The sequence below is a fragment of the Duganella sp. AC917 genome, assembly GCF_979258245.1.
Window position 1 is genome coordinate 5,742,891 of record NZ_OZ409848.1, and the last position, 19,756, is coordinate 5,762,646.

General features: G+C 62.8%; 17 protein-coding genes. 9 read left to right on the forward strand and 8 right to left on the reverse strand.

Annotated features, from left to right (window positions below):
- Positions 1-82: 82 nt before the first annotated feature.
- Both hemB and yihA read right to left on the reverse strand, forming a co-directional pair.
- Positions 83-1,099: a porphobilinogen synthase gene (gene hemB / locus ACZ0BA_RS25170; protein ID WP_463453843.1), complete on the reverse strand. Its 1,017-nt coding sequence runs from the start codon at positions 1,097-1,099 to the stop codon at positions 83-85.
- Between the two features lie 22 nt (positions 1,100-1,121).
- The gene (gene yihA / locus ACZ0BA_RS25175; protein WP_463453844.1) at positions 1,122-1,853 is read right to left on the reverse strand and encodes a ribosome biogenesis GTP-binding protein YihA/YsxC; all 732 of its coding nucleotides are present in this window, start codon (positions 1,851-1,853) and stop codon (positions 1,122-1,124) included.
- A 148-nt stretch (positions 1,854-2,001) separates the two neighbouring features.
- Between yihA and ACZ0BA_RS25180 the strand changes: the two genes are divergently transcribed.
- The 7 genes from ACZ0BA_RS25180 (at position 2,002) to ACZ0BA_RS25210 (ending at position 8,279) form a co-directional block, all read left to right on the forward strand.
- Complete coding sequence (locus ACZ0BA_RS25180) at positions 2,002-2,673, forward strand: c-type cytochrome (RefSeq protein WP_463453845.1); 672 nt, start codon at positions 2,002-2,004, stop codon at positions 2,671-2,673.
- Between the two features lie 127 nt (positions 2,674-2,800).
- Positions 2,801-4,894, forward strand: a complete 2,094-nt coding sequence (locus tag ACZ0BA_RS25185) for a cytochrome c biogenesis protein ResB (RefSeq protein WP_463453846.1) — start codon at positions 2,801-2,803, stop codon at positions 4,892-4,894.
- A 79-nt stretch (positions 4,895-4,973) separates the two neighbouring features.
- Positions 4,974-6,128, forward strand: coding sequence for a c-type cytochrome biogenesis protein CcsB (gene ccsB, locus ACZ0BA_RS25190; RefSeq protein WP_463453847.1), 1,155 nt, complete (start codon positions 4,974-4,976; stop codon positions 6,126-6,128).
- A 140-nt stretch (positions 6,129-6,268) separates the two neighbouring features.
- A complete protein-coding gene (gene msrP / locus ACZ0BA_RS25195) occupies positions 6,269-7,246 on the forward strand; it encodes a protein-methionine-sulfoxide reductase catalytic subunit MsrP (RefSeq protein WP_463453848.1) in 978 nt (325 codons plus the stop codon).
- Between the two features lie 2 nt (positions 7,247-7,248).
- A complete protein-coding gene (locus ACZ0BA_RS25200; protein WP_463453849.1) occupies positions 7,249-7,863 on the forward strand; it encodes a protein-methionine-sulfoxide reductase heme-binding subunit MsrQ in 615 nt (204 codons plus the stop codon).
- Positions 7,864-7,896: 33 nt separating this feature from the next.
- On the forward strand, positions 7,897-8,127 hold the full coding sequence (locus ACZ0BA_RS25205) for an Rpn family recombination-promoting nuclease/putative transposase (RefSeq protein WP_463453850.1): 231 nt from the start codon (positions 7,897-7,899) through the stop codon (positions 8,125-8,127).
- 5 nt (positions 8,128-8,132) lie between these two features.
- Positions 8,133-8,279, forward strand: a complete 147-nt coding sequence (locus ACZ0BA_RS25210) for a hypothetical protein (protein ID WP_463453851.1) — start codon at positions 8,133-8,135, stop codon at positions 8,277-8,279.
- Positions 8,280-8,333: 54 nt separating this feature from the next.
- Here ACZ0BA_RS25210 and ACZ0BA_RS25215 read toward each other — a convergent pair whose 3' ends face one another.
- The 5 genes from ACZ0BA_RS25215 to lptM form a co-directional block, all read right to left on the reverse strand.
- Complete coding sequence (locus ACZ0BA_RS25215) at positions 8,334-9,965, reverse strand: family 43 glycosylhydrolase (RefSeq protein WP_463453852.1); 1,632 nt, start codon at positions 9,963-9,965, stop codon at positions 8,334-8,336.
- 91 nt (positions 9,966-10,056) lie between these two features.
- The gene (locus tag ACZ0BA_RS25220) at positions 10,057-11,625 is read right to left on the reverse strand and encodes a GH39 family glycosyl hydrolase (RefSeq protein ID WP_463453853.1); all 1,569 of its coding nucleotides are present in this window, start codon (positions 11,623-11,625) and stop codon (positions 10,057-10,059) included.
- A gap of 173 nt (positions 11,626-11,798) precedes the next feature.
- The gene (locus tag ACZ0BA_RS25225; protein ID WP_463453854.1) at positions 11,799-12,953 is read right to left on the reverse strand and encodes a helix-turn-helix domain-containing protein; all 1,155 of its coding nucleotides are present in this window, start codon (positions 12,951-12,953) and stop codon (positions 11,799-11,801) included.
- Positions 12,954-13,047: 94 nt separating this feature from the next.
- Positions 13,048-14,325 (reverse strand): diaminopimelate decarboxylase, encoded by a 1,278-nt coding sequence (gene lysA, locus ACZ0BA_RS25230; protein ID WP_463453855.1) that lies wholly within the window; start codon positions 14,323-14,325, stop codon positions 13,048-13,050.
- 5 nt (positions 14,326-14,330) lie between these two features.
- Positions 14,331-14,594 (reverse strand): LPS translocon maturation chaperone LptM, encoded by a 264-nt coding sequence (lptM, locus tag ACZ0BA_RS25235; RefSeq protein WP_463453856.1) that lies wholly within the window; start codon positions 14,592-14,594, stop codon positions 14,331-14,333.
- 39 nt (positions 14,595-14,633) lie between these two features.
- Between lptM and cyaY the strand changes: the two genes are divergently transcribed.
- Positions 14,634-14,963: an iron donor protein CyaY gene (gene cyaY, locus ACZ0BA_RS25240; RefSeq protein WP_463453857.1), complete on the forward strand. Its 330-nt coding sequence runs from the start codon at positions 14,634-14,636 to the stop codon at positions 14,961-14,963.
- Positions 14,964-15,070: 107 nt separating this feature from the next.
- Positions 15,071-17,083, forward strand: a complete 2,013-nt coding sequence (locus ACZ0BA_RS25245) for an acyltransferase family protein (RefSeq protein ID WP_463453858.1) — start codon at positions 15,071-15,073, stop codon at positions 17,081-17,083.
- A gap of 22 nt (positions 17,084-17,105) precedes the next feature.
- On the opposite strand, the gene ACZ0BA_RS25250 is transcribed toward ACZ0BA_RS25245, so the two are convergent.
- Complete coding sequence (locus tag ACZ0BA_RS25250) at positions 17,106-19,493, reverse strand: penicillin-binding protein 1A (protein WP_463453859.1); 2,388 nt, start codon at positions 19,491-19,493, stop codon at positions 17,106-17,108.
- Positions 19,494-19,756: the final 263 nt, after the last annotated feature.

The following is a 19,756-nucleotide window of genomic DNA, read 5'->3' on the forward strand; positions in this document are numbered from 1 at the left end:
GTCAATAAAAATCTGGGTCCGGGCTTGTTAATGCAAAATGGCCGGGATCGCACCCGGCCATTTTTACAGTGCTTGCGCGTGCTTACTTCGCCGCTTTGAGCAAGCGCGCCACATCCAGCGCGAAGTAGGTCAGCACGGCGTCGGCGCCGGCGCGCTTGAACGCCAGCATCGATTCCATCATCACCTTGTCGTGGTCCAGCCAGCCGTTTTGCGCTGCCGCCTTGAGCATCGCGTACTCGCCGCTGACTTGATAGGCGAAGGTCGGTACCTTGAATTCATCCTTGACGCGGCGCACGATGTCCAGATACGGCATGCCCGGCTTGACCATCACCATGTCGGCGCCCTCGGCCAGATCCAGGCCGACTTCGCGCAAGGCCTCGTCGGAGTTGGCCGGGTCCATCTGGTAGGTGTTCTTGTCGCCCTTGCCGAGATTGGCGGCCGAGCCGACCGCGTCGCGGAACGGGCCGTAAAACGCCGACGCGTATTTGGCCGAGTACGCCATGATGCGGGTGTGGATGTGGCCCTTTTCCTCCAGCGCGGCACGGATCGCGCCGATGCGTCCGTCCATCATGTCCGACGGCGCCACCACGTCGACGCCCGCGTCCGCATGGCACAGCGCCTGGCGGATCAGCATGTCGGTGGTGATGTCGTTGATGACGTAGCCGTTCTCGTCGATCAGGCCGTCCTGGCCGTGGCTGGTGTACGGGTCGAGCGCGATGTCGGTCAGGATGCCCAGATCCGGGAACGCCTGCTTCAGCGCGCGCACGGCACGCGGCACCAGGCCTTCCGGATTGGCCGCCTCGACGCCGTCCGGGGTTTTCTTCGACACGTCGATGACCGGGAACAGCGCCAGCACCGGCACGCCCAGGCTCACGCATTCCTCTGCCACCTTCAGCAACAGGTCGACCGAAACCCGCTCCACACCCGGCATCGACAGCACCGGCTCGCGCTGGTGCGTGCCTTCGAGGATGAACACCGGATAGATCAGGTCGGACGCCGTTACCGCGTTTTCGCGCATCAGCGCGCGGGAGAACGGGTCGCGGCGCATGCGGCGCATGCGGATGCCGGGAAATTGGGCGGGTACGTGGGGCGTATGCATCGTGAAAACCTCTAAAACAGAATTATTTTTTGTCGTCCGGGTCGACGTCGTCTTCCATCTCGATCAGCTCGACCTGGGCCGCCGCTTCATCGTCGGTGACGCCGGCCAGTTCCAGGATCTTGTCGTTGGCTTCGTCGATGCCGATGCGCTTGAGCGCGGAGAACAGTTGCACCGTGAAAGGGAAACCTTCGCCGTCCTCGTCAACATAGCTGTCGAGCTTGGCCTTGGCCTGGCGCAGCACGTTGACCGATTCGTTGCGGTTGAGCTTGTCAACCTTGGTCAGAATGCAATGGATCGGCTTGCCGGTCGGGGCAAACCATTCGAGCATCTGGATGTCCAGGTCGGTGAACGGACGGCGCGAGTCCATGATCAGGATCAGCGCGGCGAGCTGTTCGCGGCGCTGCACGTAGTCGCCCAGCAGGCGCTGCCAGTGCAGCTTGGCCGAGCCGGACACTTCCGCGTAGCCGTAGCCGGGCAAGTCGACCAGCAGGCATTCGATCTCCTCGACGATGGTCGGGTCCTTGCGGTGCTGCGCGACGTGCGCGCCGCCGATCGAAAAGTAGTTAATGTGTTGGGTACGGCCAGGGGTCTTGGAAGCGAACGCCAGACCTTTCTGGTTGCACAAGATGTTGATGGCGGTCGATTTGCCGGCGTTGGAGCGACCTGCAAAGGCGATTTCCGGCACCGTGGTATCGGGCAGATCACGCAATTGGTTGACGGTCGTAAAGAAGCGGGCTTGCCAGAGTTTGGACATGGGATGGGGAAAAATGCAACAAAAGGGAGCAGATATGCTGGAAAGCTATTGTACAATGAGTGGTTACGAAGTGTTGCCATGCATATTTCGTGCTAGCGTGGGCGACAGTTTCAAAAAAATCTTTTTAGACTCGTCTCAGGGTGCTTGAATGAATCGTGTGTTTTCACCATTTGTAAAATCCTTGCTCATCGCTCTGCTGGCAGTCTCTGCCTCCGCCTCCGCCGAAGAGAAAAAGCCCGCCGCGGCCGCCGCGCCGAAAATTGACGCTGCCAAGGGCGGCGCGCTGTACACCGACGGCGACAACGCGCGCGGCCTGCCGGCATGCGTTTCCTGCCACGGCGCCAACGGCAATTCGACCATCGCCGTCAATCCGAAACTGTCCGCCCAGCACGAGGGCTATATTTATAAGCAGTTGGTGAACTTTACCACCGTGGAACGGAATCAACCGGTGATGACGACCTACGCCAAGATGCTCACGGACGAGGAAAAGCACAACGTCGCAGCCTGGCTGAGCACCCAGGCCACCAAGCCCGGGGCGGCCAAGAACAAGGATACGATCGAACTGGGCAAGAAGATTTACCGTGGCGGCATCGCGGAAAAGAACGTGCCGGCTTGCGCCAGCTGTCACGGTGCCAGCGGCGGCGGCATTCCGGTGCAATACCCGCGCCTGGCCGGCCAGCATCAGGATTACACCGTCGCCCAGCTTGCCTCGTTCAAGACCGGCGGCCGCAAGAACAGCGCGCAGATGAGCACGATCGCGCAGCGCATGTCGGACGAGGAAATGAAAGCGGTCGCCGACTACGTCGCCGGCTTGAAGTAAGCGCGTCCTTGCCGTGCCCGTCGGGGCGGCGCCGCGAACACCAGGGCAGCAGCGCGAGCGGGCTGCCCTTTTTGTTGGTGCCGGGTGATACACTTGTCAGTTGCATCTTTATTGAGACGTCCCACGCATGAGCAGCCCCAGCACCACCGGTATCGAACTGAAGACCCGCCGCCCCGTCGTTGGCGAGATCGTTGAACTGATTTCCTCGATGCGTTTCGCCATCGCGCTGCTGGCGATGATCGCCATCGCCGCCGTCATCGGCACCGTAATGAAGCAGAACGAGGCGACGACCAACTACATCAACCAGTTCGGACCGTTCTGGCACGCGGTGTTCGACAAGGTCGGGTTGTACTCGGTGTACTCGGCGTGGTGGTTCCTGCTGTTGATGGGCATGCTCGTGACGTCGACCTCGCTGTGCATTGCGCGTAATTCGCCCAAGATGATCAAGGACATGCGCAGCTGGCGCGAGAACGTGCGCGAGCAGTCGCTGCTGAATTTCCATCACAAAATGCAGTGGCACGCGCCGCTGGCCCGCGCGGCGCTGGCGCAGCAGACCGCCGCCCGCCTGGCCGACGCCGGCTACAAGGTCAAGCTGGTCGAGAAGGACCACGGCGTCTTGCTGGCGGCCAAGCGGGGCGCGGCCAACAAGTTCGGCTACATCTTCGCGCACTCGGCCATCGTCATCATCTGCGTCGGCGCGCTGTTCGATTCAGACATGCCGATCCGCTTCCAGGAATGGTTCCTCGGCAAGACGCCGTTCAGCGGCAGCGGCCTGATCTCGGCGGTGCCGCAGCAGCACCGCCTGAGCACGGCCAATCCCACCTTCCGTGGCAACACCCTGATTCCCGAAGGCGCGTCGAGCGACAGCGCATTGCTGCAGCGCGCCGACGGCGTGCTGATCCAGGAACTGCCGGTGACGATCAAGCTGAAAAAATTCACCATCGACTTCTACAGCACCGGCATGCCCAAGCTGTTTGCCAGCGAGGTCGAGGTCAAGGACCACGCCACCGGCGAAATCGTCAAGGCCGTCATCGAAGTCAACAAACCTTTGCTGTACAAGGGCCTGGCGATCTACCAGTCCAGCTTTGAGGATGGCGGCAGCAAACTGAAGCTGACCGGTTTCCCGATGAGCGGCGCCGACACCACGCCCTTCGCGATCGCCGGCGAAGTCGGCGGCAATACGCCGCTGGGCAAGGAGTACACGGTCGAGTGGTCCGGCTTCCGGCCGTTCAACGTCGAGAACCTGGCCAGCCAGGACGCGCGCGCCGTCACGCAGGGCAAGAGCCTTCAGGAACAGTTCGCGCAGGGCCTCGACAAGCACACCGGCTCGGCGGGCCGCAACGCCAACAACAAGGACTTGAAGAACGTCGGCCCGAGCGTGCAATACAAGCTGCGCGACAAGACCGGCCAGGCGCGCGAATTCCAGAACTACATGCAGCCGGTCACGGTTGACGGCGCCACGGTGTTCCTGGCCGGCGTGCGCTCCAATCCGTCCGATCCGTTCAGCTTCCTGCGCATTCCGTCGGACGACGCCCACACCGTCAACGAGTGGATGCGCCTGCGCGCGGCGCTGACCGATCCGGCGCTGCGCGACGCCGCCGCCAAACGCTACGCCGAGCGCGCCGCGCCCAAGGGACCGAACGCGGAAACGCTGCGCGAGCAGATCGAGGCGTCGGCGCGAAAAAGCCTGACCCTGTTCGCCGGCGACAGCAAGGCCGCCGGTTTCCTGTCGATTTCGCAGTTCCTGGAGCAAGTGCCCGAGGCGGGCCGCGAGAAGACCGCCGAAGTGTTCATGAAGATCCTCAACGGCAGCCTGTGGGAGCTGTGGCAGGCCGCGCGCGCCAAGTCCGGCCTGCCGGAAGTGAGCGCCGACGAGAGCCACGGCCGCTGGCTGCTGCTGGCCACCAACGCGCTGTCGGACGCGTTCTTCTACGGCGCCCCGGTGTACCTGCAGCTCGACGAGTTCGTCGAGGTCAAGGCGTCGGTGTTCCAGGTGACGCGCTCGCCGGGAAAGAACGTGGTCTACCTCGGCTGCGCGCTGCTGGTGCTGGGCGTGTTTTCGATGTTCTACATCCGCGAGCGCCGCCTGTGGGTGTGGATCAAGGACCGCGCGGACGCCGACGGCGCCGAGGCCTTGATGGCTATGAGTACGCAGCGCAAGACGCTCGATTTCGAACGCGAATTTGAAACTTTGAAAGAGAAGTTGCCGCAGTGGGCGTAACGGTCGGTCGCGCATCGACGCGGCGGATCGGAGTAGACTATGGCAACCAGGCAGCAACCCAGCGGTACCGGAGAACACGATGGAACTTACTAAAACTCAGCAAACCTATATCCAGGCGCCAGGCTATTTCAAGCGATTGACGACGTACGACTGGGTCTTCGCGCTGGCGCTGCTGGCCGGCGCGGTGTTCGGCCTGAACCGCTACGGCCATTACATGGACGTCTACGAGAAGACCATTCTGCTGCTGGCCGCGCCGACCTTCGCGGCGCTGGGCTGGCACTGGAAGCCGGTGCGCTGGCTGATGCCGCTGGTGGCGCTGCTGTCGCTGTGGGCGATCTCGATGTACGACGGCCAGCTGGACATGGCCACCACCAAATTCTGGCTGCGCTACATGCTGTCGAGCCAGTCGGCAATCCTGTGGATGAGCGTGATGTTCTGCCTGTCCACCATGTTCTACTGGATAGGCTTTGCCGGTCGCTCCGAGTCGATTTCCAGCCTCGGCTCCAAGCTGAGCTGGGCCGCCGTGGTGCTTGGCTGGACCGGCATGATGGTGCGCTGGTACGAGTCCTACCTGATCGGCGCCGATGTCGGCCACATTCCGGTGTCGAACCTGTACGAGGTCTTCATCCTGTTCTCGCTGATCACCGCGATGTTCTACCTGTATTTCGAGCAGCGCTACGCCACCCGCCAGATGGGCCCGTTCGTGCTGCTGATCATCAGCGCCGCCATCGGCTTCCTGTTCTGGTACACCACCTCGCGCGACGCCGCCGAGATCCAGCCCTTGCTGCCGGCGCTGCAAAGCTGGTGGATGAAAATCCACGTGCCCGCCAATTTCATCGGCTACGGCAACTTTGCGCTGGCCGCGATGGTCGCGTCGGCCTATCTGCTGAAAACGTCGGGCTACCTGAAGGACCGCCTGCCCTCGGAGGAGGTGCTCGACGACGTCATGTACAAGGCCATCTCGGCCGGATTCGCTTTCTTCACGATCGCCACCATCCTCGGCGCACTGTGGGCGGCCGAGGCATGGGGCGGCTACTGGTCGTGGGATCCGAAGGAGACCTGGGCGCTGATCGTCTGGCTCAACTACGCGGCCTGGTTGCACATGCGCCTGATGACCGGCCTGCGCGGCCGTCCGGCGGCCTGGTGGGCGCTGGTGGGCTTGCTGGTGACAACCTTCGCCTTCCTGGGCGTCAACATGTTCCTGTCCGGTCTGCATTCCTACGGCAAACTTTAACCCGCACGCCGAACCCGTCTTGCGGGTTGCGGGTTTGATAACAAAATGTAATCGCAATGTAATCAGCGGGTTGCAACGATTAGTGTAATGTTCAGGCTATTGGTACCCGCGTCCGAACCTTGCACTTTTCTGGAGTCAACATGCTGATCAAGCGTAGCCCCAACGGCATCGACCTGCCGTTTTCGTCGGAAATCACGCCGCGCGAGTTGTACGAATCGCGCCGCAGCTTCATGAAGCAGATCGCCCTTGGCGCGGTCGGCAGCGCGGCGTTGCTGGAAATGGCCAACCGCGAAGCGTTCGCGCAGGGCGCCAATCCCAAGCTGGCGGCCAAGCTCAATCCGGCCTACTCGGCGCTCGACAAGCAGACGCCGTACAAGGACGCCACCAGCTACAACAACTTCTACGAGTTCGGCACCGACAAGAGCGACCCGGCGCAAAACGCCGGCACCTTGAAGACCCGTCCGTGGACCGTCACCATCGAAGGCGAGGTCAAGAAGCCGATGACGCTCGACATCGACGCGCTGCTGAAGCTGGCGCCGCTGGAAGAGCGCGTCTACCGCCTGCGTTGCGTGGAAGGCTGGTCGATGGTCATACCGTGGATCGGTTATTCGTTCTCCGAAATCATCAAAAAGGTCGAGCCGACCGGCAACGCCAAGTACGTCGAATTCATCACGCTGGCCGACAAGAAGCAAATGCCGGGCGTCGGCAGTCGCGTGCTCGACTGGCCGTACACCGAAGGCCTGCGCATCGACGAGGCCAACCATCCGCTGGCGCTGCTGACCCTGGGCATGTACGGCGAGAACCTGACCAACCAGAACGGCGCGCCGGTGCGCATGGTGTTGCCGTGGAAGTACGGCTTCAAGTCGGGCAAGTCGATCGTCAAGATCCGCTTCGTCAAGGACCAGCCGCGCACGTCGTGGAACCTGTCGGCGCCGCGCGAATATGGTTTCTATTCCAACGTCAATCCGGAAGTCGACCACCCGCGCTGGTCGCAGGCGTCCGAGCGCCGCATCGGCGAAGATGGCTTCCTGGCGCGCAAGCGCAAGACGCTGATGTTCAACGGCTACAACGATGTTGCGCCGCTGTATGCCGGCATGGATCTGAAGAAGTTCTTCTAACGATGGTATTCAATCCGACCGCGCGCCAGGCCAGCCTGATCAAGGCTGCCGTCTTCCTGCTGGCGCTGGTGCCCTTGCTGCGCATGGTGTACCTGACGCTGACCGGGCAACTGGTCGAGCCGCTCGAATTCATCACGCGCGGCACCGGCGACTGGACTTTGTATTTCCTGTGCTTCACCTTGGCGGTGACGCCGCTGCGGCGGCTGACCAGGTGGAACTGGCTGATCAAGCTGCGGCGCATGCTGGGGCTGTACATGTTCTTCTATGCGTTTTTGCACTTCATGACCTTCCTGTGGTTCGATCACTTCTTCGATGTCGCGGAGATGTGGAAGGACGTGCTCAAGCGGCCGTTCATCACGGTCGGTTTCATTGCCTTTGTGCTGCTGATCCCGCTGGCGGTGACCAGCACCAACGCCATGGTCAAGCGCCTGGGCGGCAAGCGCTGGCAATGGCTGCACCGCCTGATTTACGTCATCGCGCCGCTGGCGATCCTGCATTTCTGGTGGATGAAGGCGGGCAAGCACAACTTCACCGAACCGATTATCTACGGCACGATACTCGGCGTGCTGCTGCTGATGCGCGTGTACTGGGCGCGGGTGAAAGCCAGGGCGGCGTAGTCCACGACGATTGCACGCGCCCTGCCGCAACCGTTGCAACTACCGCCCGTCTTTCCTGTTGTGCTATACAACGGCAAGCGTCCGTGGTCGGCTTGCACCAGCATGTCAGACATGTTTGCGCCGCTGCCGCTGGATCTGCAACCATTGCAAGCGGCACAGCGTTACGTTCTCGTTGATCAACGCAGATTGAGTAGCGAAGCCCTTTCCAGCATCGGCAATTTTGCCGAAACGAAGCGATGCTTGATGTCCACCGGGATCGGTTAAGACAAATGCTTATCAAGCGCTTTGGACCTTTGTCATCCCGCCTGGACAAGCGTATCGAACGGGCCGGAATGGAGGACCTCGACCGCTGGTTTGACCGCTTGTTCGAGGCCAAGACGATTCGGGAAATCTTTGCCGACAAGCAGTCGGCTTGACCTCCGCCGCATCGCGGTCGCCAGCCCGGCCAACCGGACCAGCGACCACACGCGCTAGGCCAACGCCCGATACTTAAAGTCGCGCAGCACCACACTCCCGCTGCCCGCGCTGTAAATCCCCACCTTCAAGCTCAGGAATCCGCCAAACACATTGTGGTGGATGCCGGACACCTCCATGCGCAAGCCGTGCAGCACCCAGGTGTTGCCGTTGTCGTGCGAGTAGCGGAAGGTGACGACATGATCGTCATTGGTCATGCGCACCCGCACCGACGACGTCGCCCGATTGGCGCGCATCCACGGTTGTTCCTCCGCATACTCGAACGTCTTGATCAGCTCCGGCGTGAAGCCCAGCCCAACGAAGGCCTTGTGGTTGTAGAACAGCAGCAGCCCAGCCTCGGCCTGGCCGTTCAGCTCCATCGTCAGTTCGACCTCGTAATTGCGGTCGCCCACGCCGCAGGTCAGCGGCCGGCTGTCCGCCGGCGACGCGCCACGGCCGGCGATCCGCAATCCCTGCGCGGTGTATTGCGCCCGCTGCATCTCGTCCGGGGCCGGGTCGTGGAACGCCCACTGCACGCCGAAGCGGTTGCGCTTGAAATCATCGGACAAAGCCTGACCGGCCGGCCCCGGCTTGCCGCCCCTGGGTTTGGTCAGCGGCTTGGACAAATCGCCGCCCAGCGCGCGGAACCAGCCGTCGTCGGTCCATTCCATCGGTTCGAGCAGGGTCTGGCGGCCCAGCGTTCGGTAGCCGTTCTCGTAGCCGTGGTAGACCATCCACCAGTCGCCGGCCGGACCCTCGACCAGGGTCGCGTGGCCGCGCGACCACCATGGCTCGGCCGTGCTCAGGCTGCGCACCAGCGGATTGTGCGGGCAGTGCTCCCAAGGCCCGTGGATCGACGTCGATCGCGCGGCGATGACCATGTGCCCGGTCACCGGTCCGGATGTGCCGCCGACGGCGGTCACCAGGTAGTACCACTTGCCGCGCCGAAGCAGCTTGGGGCCTTCCGGGGCGAAATTCTCGACCACCCAATCGTCCGGATAGCGCCACGGCTTATACGCTTGCTCGAGCGGGCCGTCGGCCGCCAGCCCGTTATCGGCCAGGCGGATTTTGCGGATGCCGTTGACGAACAGGTAGCGCTTGCCGTCCTCGCCGACGATGTGGCCGGGGTCGATGCAACCGCTGATTTTCAGGTCCACCGGCTCGCTCCACGGTCCTTCGATGCGGTCGGCCCAGATGGCGTAGATCGACCAGGTGTTGCCATCCGGCGCGGCCGGGATGTAGATGAAGTATTTACCGTCGTGCTTGCACAGGTCGACCGCCCAAATCGTGCCCAATGGTTTAGTCAACGCCGGACCGACCGGCCGCCAATTGACCAGGTCGGTCGAATGCCAGATCACCAGTCCCGGATACGAGTAAAACGACGAGTAGGTCAGGTAGTAGTCGCTACCGTCCTTGAGGATGGTCGGGTCCGGATGGTCGCCCGAGATGATCGGATTGATGTAGGTGCCGTCGCCCTGATCGGCCTGGCGTTGGCCCTCGATGCCACGGCGCCACTGGCGTGTTACCGCCCCGGCGGGCGCTGCGGCGCAGTCGGCCGCCGATGCGACGCCCGGTGCTATGCCGAGGCCGGCGGCACCGGCGCCGGCCAGCAAGGTTTTAAACGCGTCTCTGCGCGATTGATTGGTCACGTGCTGTCTCCAGTCAAATAACAGGTGGGCGAGGGCGCGAGCACCCGCCCGTGTAGAAATAGGGAGCTGACCCCGGAGTTGGGGGCTGGACTTATTTGCCGGCGGTGAGCTTGAGCAGGTAGACATCGTTTTCGCGCAGCGGCAGCGACAGGCTGGCGCGGCCGTCGGCGCCCACCCGCACCGTGCGGCGCTCGGACGGCTTGCCGGTGGCTTCGGCTTTCAACGCTTCGACTTGCGGCCGGGTCAGCTGTTTTGGCGAACCCATGCCGATGAAGGCGGTAAAGGCGTCATTTTTCCTGTAGCCGACTTGCGCGATGCTGACGTTGTACGTGCCTTTCTTCAAGCCTTGCAGTTTCACGTCGACCTTGCCCTTGTTCTTGGGCGGCAGGTCCTTGATGAAATATTGCTGGTTGTTGATGCCTTCCGGCAGCGTGCGCGTGTAGTCCCACAGCAGCACCTGGACGTCGCCCTTGGCGTTGGCCGTCGCCAGCGACTGGGCGTCGTTATTCTTCAGCTCGTTATCGGCCAATTGGTTGAGGAACTGGTAGGCGAAATACGCCGGCTTCTTGATGCCTTGCGTGTTCATCAGGCCGAAACCGCCGTGGAAGGCTTCGAAGCGCGGACCTGGCTCTTCAAAAATGTCGGTGAAGACCCAGTACGACATCGATTGCGCGTTGTTGCCGACCTGCTTGAGCTTTTGCAGGATGTAGGCGGCCTGGTGGTAGCTGTCATGCGTCGGATCGCTCGGCGTGTACGACGAGCTCCATTCGGTGTAGTGCAGCTCCAGCTTCGGCATCGCCGAGGCGCCGATTTCCTTGCGGTTGCGCAGCACGTCGCCGCTGATCGCCGCTTCGTCCTTGCTGAGCACGGTGCCCTTGGTGCCGAACTCGTCCAGGAAGCCTTCGCCGACGCCGTAAGTATGGGTGCTGACGAAGTCCAGCGGGACGTTGTTTTCCTTGCAGTAGGCAATCATCTCCGGGATCCAGGCCGCGCCGGCCGTGGCCGGACCGCCTACCTTGTAGCTCGGATCGACGCTCTTGACCCCGCGCGCGGCGTGGGCGTACAGCTTGAAGTAGTCGGCTTGCGTGCCGGCCCAGAAGCCGTCGAGGTTGGGCTCGTTCCATACTTCGAAGTACCAGCTGGCCACTTCGGCGCGGCCGTAGCGCTCGGTCCAGTGTTTGGTCAGCGCCTGCACCAGCTTTTCCCAGCGCTCATAGCTGCGCGGCGGCGTGACGTTGCCTTTCCACCAGAAGATGGTTTTGTCGCCGCTGGCCAAGGGCGACGGCATGAACCCGAGCTCCACGAATGGTTTGACGTCAATGCTCAGCAGATAATCGAACAACGCATCGATATATTGGAAGCTATATTCGTCATTGCCTTTGGCGTCGGTTTTATAGACGCCCATGTCATCGCTGAGCAAACCGTGCATGCGGATATATTTAAAGCCGGCGTCGCGTTTTATTTCGGCCAGTTGCTGTTGCCAATCCGCGCGCAAACCCTCGTTGGCGCGGCCGGCGCCGATCGCAAAATTAAAGGTTTTATTTAGTTTTCCCTGAACCTGATTGACGTCAAGATTGACGACGCGATCTTGTGCGTTTCCATGGACTGGCAATATCAGGGCTGCGCTGAGCAGCATCGCTGCGAGTGGTTTCAGACTCATTCGTGTCGGCTTTCTAAAGGTGGACGGACACCGCGGCGTCGGCAACGCGGCAGGATCGCCAAGCGTAGCGTCGGAAGGCTGAACACGCTAGCATGCTTCGGCGATATTGCTATGACAATGCAGATTTTGCTACGAATTTCAGAGTTGGTGTTAGCGCTAACCACGCCGCGCGGCTAGGCGCCGGGTGGGCGGGCGCACACGGTACGGAAGGCCTTCGGCGTGCATCCGTACTCCTCCTTGAACAGCTTGTTGAAATAGGAGACGTTGCTGTAGCCGACCGAATAGGCGATTTCGGCCACCGCCGCCGTTTCTTTTTCTGCCAGCAGGCGCGCCGCTTCGGTAAGCCGCACTTTATTCAAATAGCCGCTGAAGGTGTGGCCGAATTCGGATTTGAGAATATCGTTGATTTTGTTTCGATTAACACCGGTCTCGGTGACGATTTTATCCAGATCGAGTTCCGCATTCGCATAGCCGCTGGCGATAAAGCGCAATATCGTCGCCTTTTCCTTGTCCCGGTGCGGTTCGATCGATAATTGCTGATACGCCACCATCGGCATATCCTTGCGCAGCTTTTCCTGGACGTCGGCGATCAGCGCGCGCGTATGGCGGCGGAACGTCCACAGGCCGAAGCCGGCCCACGATATGGTCAGCTGGACCGCCAGCGCCGTCAGGTAGCGGTAGTCGCGGCCGGTCAGCACCAGACTGTCGATGTCAACGCGCGAATCGATGTCCTTCGGGCTCTGGAAGGTGCTGCCGATCGAGATTTTCGGCACCTGGTCCAGCTTGTACGCCTGGTGCGACAGGTCCAGCTTGAACATGTCGAACCACCATTGCGGCGTTTCCAGGCGCGTCAGGTCCAGCTCGACCGACGAGCCGTTCCGGCCGCATGAGAAAAATGCCGATGGCGCGCGGTAGGTCAGCCAGTCGCCGCGCCGGGAAACTTTTTTCTCCAAGGTCGACGCGGTCAGGCTTAAGGTATTGGCCGGGTTGCACTTCGCCAGCAAGGTCACCGACGTGTAGCGCGACAGGTCCACGTGCACCGGCGTGCCGTCGCGGCCGGCGAAGAACAGACCGACGGCGGCGAAGGGGTAGCGGGCGTCCGACGACAGTTTGAAATTGAAACCGAGCCGGCGGCTGTCGGCGTCGATGCGCGCCAGCGATTGCGGCAGGTCGGAGTCCGGCTTGACGCGCCAGGGCAGGGCGCTGTCCCGCAGCGGCAGCAGCGGCGCGCTCAGATAGCTCAGGCTCAGGCAGACGTAGCCGGCCAGCGCGCTGGCCGCGAGCAGCGCAAGAAAGCCATACAGCGTCTTTTTATAGAATTCCTGCATCGGTGGCCGGGCGCGGATGGGTTGTTTTTGGCTGAGTCATCAGGCAGGAAGCCGCCGGCCTGGCGGCGGGCGGCTTCCTGCGGCGACCGCCGGCTTACTTGATCAGCGATTCCAGCGCGAACAGGTCGGCCGGGTTTTCGCGCCGGCGCACCTCGTGGCAGACGGTGCCGTCGACGATGATCTCGGCCGCGCGACCGCGCGTGTTGTAGTTCGACGCCATCGTCATGCCGTACGCGCCGGCCGTGTGCATCACCAGCAGATCGCCGGCGGCGACCGCCAGTGCGCGGTCGCGCGCCAGCCAGTCGCCCGATTCGCAGATCGGACCGACCACGTCGTACGTCAGCGCGTCGGCGTTGCCGATCGAGACCGGCTGCATGTCCATCCAGGCCTGGTACAGCGCCGGGCGGGCCATGTCGTTCATGGCCGCGTCGACCACGCAGAAATTCTTCTCTTCGCCGTGCTTGAGGAATTCAACCCGGGTCAGCAGCACGCCGGTGTCGCCGACGATCGAGCGGCCCGGCTCGAAGATCACCTTGATGGCCTTGCCGTCGTGGCGGGCGGCGCGCCAGGCGTCGATTTTGGCGAACAGCCGGCCCAGGTAGTCGGCCACCGGCACCGGCGCCGCTTCGCCGGCCTCGCGGTAGTCGATGCCGATGCCGCCGCCGATGTCGAGGTGGTGCAGCTCGATGCCTTCGGCGCCGAGCTGGTCGATCAACTCGATCAGGCGGTCGAGCGCTTCGAGCAGCGGGGCGTCGTCCAGCAATTGCGAGCCGATGTGGCAGTCGATGCCGGCCACTTCCAGGTGCGGCAACGTGGCGGCGGTGCGGTAGGTGGCCAGCGCGTCGTCGAAGGCGACGCCGAACTTGTTGGCCTTCAGGCCGGTGGCGATGTACGGGTGGGTCTTGGCGTCGACGTTCGGGTTCACGCGCAGCGACACGCGCGCGGTCTTGCCCATGGCGCCGGCCACTTCGTTCAAGCGGTGCAGCTCGGGGATCGATTCGACGTTGAAGCACAGGATGTCGTGCGACAGCGCCAGGCGCATCTCGTCGACGCTCTTGCCGACGCCGGAGAAGATCACCTTGCGCGGGTCGCCGCCGGCGGCCAGCACGCGCAGCAGCTCGCCGCCGGAGACGATGTCGAAGCCGGCGCCTTGGCGCGCCAGCAGGTCCAGGATCGCCAGGTTGGAGTTGGCTTTCATCGCGTAGCAGACCAGCGCGTCGCGCCCGGCGCAGGCGTCGGCGTACGAGGCGAAGTTGGCCAGCAGCGCGGCCTTCGAGTACACATAGGTTGGGGTGCCGAATTGTTCGGCGATGGCGCTCAATGCGACGCCTTCGGCGTGCAGCACGCCGTCTTGATACGAAAATTGCGACATAGGAATTATTGTTGGGGTACTGGGAGAGTGGACGGAACCGGGGACGGCGTCACGGGAGCCGGCGTGACCGGACCGGGAGGGGTGTCGCTTGGCGCGACCGGCGTGAGGCTGGCCGGGGTGCTGGCGGGCGTTACCTTGGCCGCGCCGCTCTTGGCGTGCTTGGCGGTCGGGTTGGGCAGGTACAGCGGGCCGGGTTGGCCGCAGCCGCTCAATAATACGGTCAGACCCACGGTGGCGGCGCCGATAAACAAACGGAAAGAGGACTTCACGATAAAATCATGGATTGACTATAGATATTGGAGTGTAGCATGGGCGAATCAGAATTCCTGGCGCAGGCCGAAGCCACCCTTGACGCCATCGAGGCGGCCCTGGACCGATTGAACGACGACGACATGGTCGACGTCGAGTGCAGCCGCAGTGGCAATGTGTTGGAAATCGAGTTCATCGACAACGGTTCCAAGGTCATCGTCAACAGCCAGGCGGCGATGCAGGAGTTGTGGGTGGCGGCCCGCTCGGGCGGTTTCCACTACCGCCAGAAGGAGGGCCAGTGGCTCAATACCCGCGACGGCTCCGAGCTGTTCGCGGCGTTGTCGGAGATCGTCAGCGCCCAGGGCGGCGCTCCCGTCAGGCTCGGGTAACCGGCACCCCGGCCATGCCCGGGGGCGGATTGCGGCATGGTAAAATTGGCAGCTAGTTACTCTTCCTGCCCCCAATGAATCGTGCAATGCCGATGGCCGCGTCTCCCATGGCCAAGTTCCCCGCCGTCCCCGCTGTCCCAGCCGCCCACCCGAAATACCGCCCAGACATCGATGGCCTGCGCGCGGTCGCGGTCTTGTGTGTGATCATTTTCCATGCGTTCCCGAGCGCGCTCAAGGGCGGCTTCATCGGCGTGGATGTTTTCTTCGTCATTTCGGGCTACCTGATCACGTCCATCATCGTCGGCAACCTCGATCGCGGCAGCTTCAGCTTTGCCGATTTCTACGGCCGGCGGGTACGCCGCATCTTTCCGGTGCTGTCGCTGGTGCTTGCGGTGTGCTACGCGCTGGGCTGGTTCGTCATGCTGGGCGACGAATACCGCCAGTTGGGCAAGCACATCGCCGGCGGCGCCGGTTTCATCGCCAATTTCATGTTGTGGGGAGAAAGCGGCTATTTCGGCAGCGCAGCGCACACCAAGCCGCTGTTGCATCTGTGGTCGCTCGGGGTGGAGGAGCAGTTCTATATCGTCTGGCCGGCGCTGTTGTGGTTTGCCGCGCGCCGCGGCTGGCCGCTGCTGTCGCTGACCATCGCGCTGGCGCTGGTGTCGTTCGGGCTCAACGTCGCTTCGGTCCATGGGGAGGCGGTCCGCGCCTTTTATTCGCCGCAGACGCGCTTCTGGCAGATGCTCACGGGCGCGGCGCTGGCCTGCATGACATTGCGCGGCCACGGCCTGTTTGGACGCTTCCAGCCGCAGTTGATGCAGGGCGTGTTGTGGCGTAACCTGCAAGCGTGGACGGGCGCCGCGATGATCGTTGTCGGCTTGCTTCGTATCACCGAGGCGCGCGCGTTCCCGGGCTGGTGGGCGTTGCTGCCGACGCTAGGCGCGGCCTTGCTGATCGCCGCTGGCGGCGAAGCCTGGATCAACCGCGTGGTGTTGGCCAACCGCGCGCTGGTTGCCATTGGTCTGATCAGCTTCCCCTTGTATTTGTGGCACTGGCCGCTGCTGGTGTTCATCCGGCTGATCGAGCGGGCACCGTCGTCAACCTGGTTGCGCGCCGGCGCCATGGTGCTGGCAGGGCTGCTTGCATGGCTCAGCTATCGCGTGCTGGAAAAGCCGATCCGTTCGGGCGGCAACACCGGGCTCAAAAATGGTTTGCTGGTGGCGCTGATGGCGCTACTGGCCGGCATCGGTGCCGCCACCTGGTATGGCGACGGCTTTCAATTCCGCGTCCATGGCCGCGAGCAATACGCCGATTACTTCGAGAACAATCCGGCGCAGTGGCGTTTCTTTCAGCGTATTGGCTTGCCTGAAAAATACCACGTCGAATGCCAGTTCTTCGATATCGAGCGCTACCGCGCGGGCAACGTCACGTCGGTGCCGCGCGCATCGATCCCGGCCAGCTGCTACCAGCGCGATCCGGCCAAGCCGAAGGCGGTGCTGCTGTGGGGCGATTCCCACGCCGAACATTTGTCGTATGGCTTGCGCCGCAACCTGCCGGTCGACTGGCAAGTGCTGCAAGTGGCCTCGTCCGGTTGCAACCCGACGGTGGAGGCGCTGGCGCCGTCGCGCACCGACCAATGCCAGCAGAGCAACTGGTTCGCCATGCAAACCGTTTTGCAAGCGCATCCGGATGTGGTGGTGGTTGGTCAAAACGCCAGCCATACGCTGCAAGGATTCCAGCGGATCGCCGAACGGCTCAAAGGCATGGGCGTCAAGAAGGTGGTGTTCACCGGCCCGACTCCGCACTGGAGCGAGGATCTGCCCAAGTTGATGATGACGCAGCTATGGATGACCAAGCCGCGCCGTACCTTCACCGGCGTCGACCGTGCCGTCGTCGACTACAACGCCGCGCTGCAAGCCGGGTTCCCCGGCAGCGACAGCGTGGTCTATGTCAATCTGATCGACTTCCTGTGCAACCGGTCCGGCTGCATGACCTATATCGGCGACGATCCCAAGACGGGGATCACCAGCTACGACTACGGGCATTTCATGCCGGCCACGTCCGATCTGGTGGGCAGGAGCCTGCTGGTCAAGGCGGTCACCGGCGCCGACCCGCGCTGACGGCGCGTTGCCGCCCGCGCCGTCAGAACAACTCGTTCTTGACGGCGTCCTTGGCTTTCTCTTCCGCCGGCGTGCCCTGGGCGGCGCCGTCGATGTTGTGCACGCCGGTGCCCGGCGGATTCTCCGCGTAATAGTATTCGTCGCCCACCAGCATTACCCCTTCCGGCACGGCCCGCTCCTCGATCGGGATGTTCTTCAGCGCCTTCTGCATGAAATTGATCCAGATCGGCAGCGCCAGGCCGCCGCCGGTCTCGCGGTTGCCCAGGTTTTTCGGCTGGTCGTAGCCGATCCAGGCGATGCCCACCAGCTTGGGTTGGTAGCCGGCGAACCAGGCGTCGATCGAATCGTTGGTGGTGCCGGTCTTGCCGGAGATGTCGGGCCGCTTGAGCACCAGCGCCTTGGCCGCCGTGCCATAGCGCACCACGTCCTTGAGCATGCTGTCCATCAGGAAGGCGTTGCGCTCGTCGATGACGCGGTTCTTTTCGTCGCCGGCCTTGTCGGGATTGGCCTGCGACAGGATCTTGCCGTCGGCGTCGGTCACCTTGGAAATCAGGTACGGGCTGACCTTGTAGCCGCCGTTGGCGAACACCGAGTAGGCGCCGGCCATCTGCAGCGGCGTGACGTTGCCCGCGCCCAGCGCCAACGTCAGGTACGGCGGGTTCTTGTCGGCGTCGAAGCCGAAGCGGGTGGTGTACTCCTGGCCGTACTTGGCGCCGATCTTGTGCAGGATGCGGATCGAGATCATGTTCTTGGACTTGGTCAGGCCGCGGCGCATCGTCATCGGACCTTCGTACTTGCCGTCGTAGTTCTTCGGCTCCCACGCCTGGCCGCCGGTCTGGCCGGCGTCGAACGAGATCGGCGCGTCGTTGATGATGGTCGACGGCGACAGGCCGCGCTCGAGCGAGGCCGAGTAGATGAACGGCTTGAACGACGAGCCCGGCTGGCGCCACGCCTGGGTGACGTGGTTGAACTTGTTGCGGTTGTAGTCGAAGCCGCCGACCATGGCCTTGATGGCGCCGTCCTCGGTGCTGGCCGCAACAAAGGCCGACTCGATCTGCGGCATCTGCGTCAGCTCCCAGTCCTTACCCTCCTGCATCACGCGGATCACCGCGCCACGGCGGATGCGCTTGTTCGGCGGTGCTTTTTCCGACAGCCACGAGCGGCCCATCTCCAGGCCGGCGCCGGCGATCTTGATCTCCTCGCCGGAGGCGGTGACGGCGACGATCTGCTGCGGCGTTGCCTTGAGCACCATGGCGGCGACGATGTCGTCGCTGTCCGGGTGGTCGGCCAGCTCGGTCTCGATGACGTCGTCGGCCTCTTCCTTTTTAGCAGGGATGTCGACGTAGGCCTCCGGGCCGCGATAGGCGTGGCGGCGCTCGTAATCCATGACGCCCTTGCGCAGCGCCAGGTAGGCGGCGTCCTGGTCGGACTTGGTGATGGTGGTGAACACGTTCAGGCCGCGCGTGTAGGTGTCTTCCTTGAACTGTTCGTAGACCAGTTGGCGTGCCATTTCGGCAACGTATTCAGCGTGCACGCCGAACTCGCTGCTGTCGGTCTTGACCTTCAGCGGCTCGGCCTTGGCGGTCTCGAATTGCGTGTCCGTGATGTAGCCCAAAGCGTGCATGCGCTGCAGGATGTACTGTTGGCGGGTTTTGGCGCGTTTCGGGTTGACCACCGGGTTGTAGGCCGACGGCGCTTTCGGCAGGCCGGCCAGCATGGCGGCCTCGGCCACGGTGATGTCGCGCAGGTTCTTGCCGAAATAGATCTGCGCGGCCGACGAGAAGCCGTACGCGCGCTGGCCCAGGTAGATCTGGTTCATATAGACCTCGAGGATCTGGTCCTTGGTCAGGTTTTTTTCGATCTTCCACGCCAGCAGGACTTCATAAGCCTTGCGCTTGAGCGTCTGTTCGCTCGACAGGAAGAAGTTGCGGGCCACCTGCTGGGTGATGGTCGAGGCGCCCTGTTTGGCGCCGCCGGTGGCGTTGTGCACGGCCGCGCGCAGGATGCCGGTGTAGTCGATGCCGCCGTGCTGGTAAAAGCGGTCGTCCTCGATCGCCAGCACGGCTTTTTTCATCACGTCCGGGATGTCCTTGATGCGCACCAGGTTGCGGCGCTCCTCGCCGAACTCGCCGATCAGCACGTTGTCGGCCGAGAAGATCCGCAGCGGCATTTTGGGGCGGTAGTCGGTCAGCGTGTCCAGTTCCGGCAGGTTGGGGTAGGCCATCGCCAGGCCGAACACCACCAGCAGCACGGCGCCCACGCCGAGACCGAGCACCGACAGGCCGGCCATGAGCAGGAAGCGTGACGGCGATTTGCCCGGTTTTTTGCCGCCGTTCTTACCCGAGGTTTTACCCGACCCGTTGGCGGACTTGTCGGAGGAAGGGGGCGGAGCCGAATTGGAGGAAGCCATGCGGTGCGATCTTTCTGTTATGAGTGCGAAGCATTATAAGCGAGCGACTACCCCTGCGGCGCGCTCTGCCTTGCGACAGAAATACTTTCCAATGGACAACAAAACAACGGAGTTGTTGTTGCTGCCACGCGGTCGATAATAAGTGTGGCGAAACCCTCACACTGGAATAATCGTGCACAGCAGAAATATCTTTACACTTAAATTGCCACGATTTAATGTGGGAGCTTGCTTAAGCCGGACTTAGGCGTGAAGCAGCCTCGTCA